1 rRNA gene is annotated in these 306 nt (G+C 53.6%); it reads left to right on the top strand.

Annotated features, from left to right (window positions below):
* A 16S ribosomal RNA gene (locus tag ACFZPT_RS26620) occupies nt 1–306 on the top strand; the annotation flags it as partial.

Here is a 306-nt window from a genome sequence, read left to right as displayed (position 1 = left end):
ATCATGGCCCTTACGGCCTGGGCTACACACGTGCTACAATGGTCGGTACAGAGGGTTGCCAAGCCTAGAGGTGGAGCTAATCCCATAAAACCGATCGTAGTCCGGATCGCAGTCTGCAACTCGACTGCGTGAAGTCGGAATCGATAGTAATCGCGAATCAGAATGTCGCGGTGAATACGTTCCCGGGCATTGTACACACCGCCCGTCACACCATGGGAGTGGGTTGCACAAGAAGTAGATAGTCTAACCTTCGGGGGGACGGTTACCACGGTGTGATTCATGACTGGGGTGAAGTCGTAACAAGGT

The organism is Pseudomonas sp. MD330_10, from assembly GCF_042610415.1.
In the GTDB taxonomy this organism is placed as follows: domain Bacteria; phylum Pseudomonadota; class Gammaproteobacteria; order Pseudomonadales; family Pseudomonadaceae; genus Aquipseudomonas; species Aquipseudomonas rhodesiae.
Note: the sequence above shows the minus strand (reverse complement) of the source record. Positions and strands in the feature narration are given on the sequence as shown.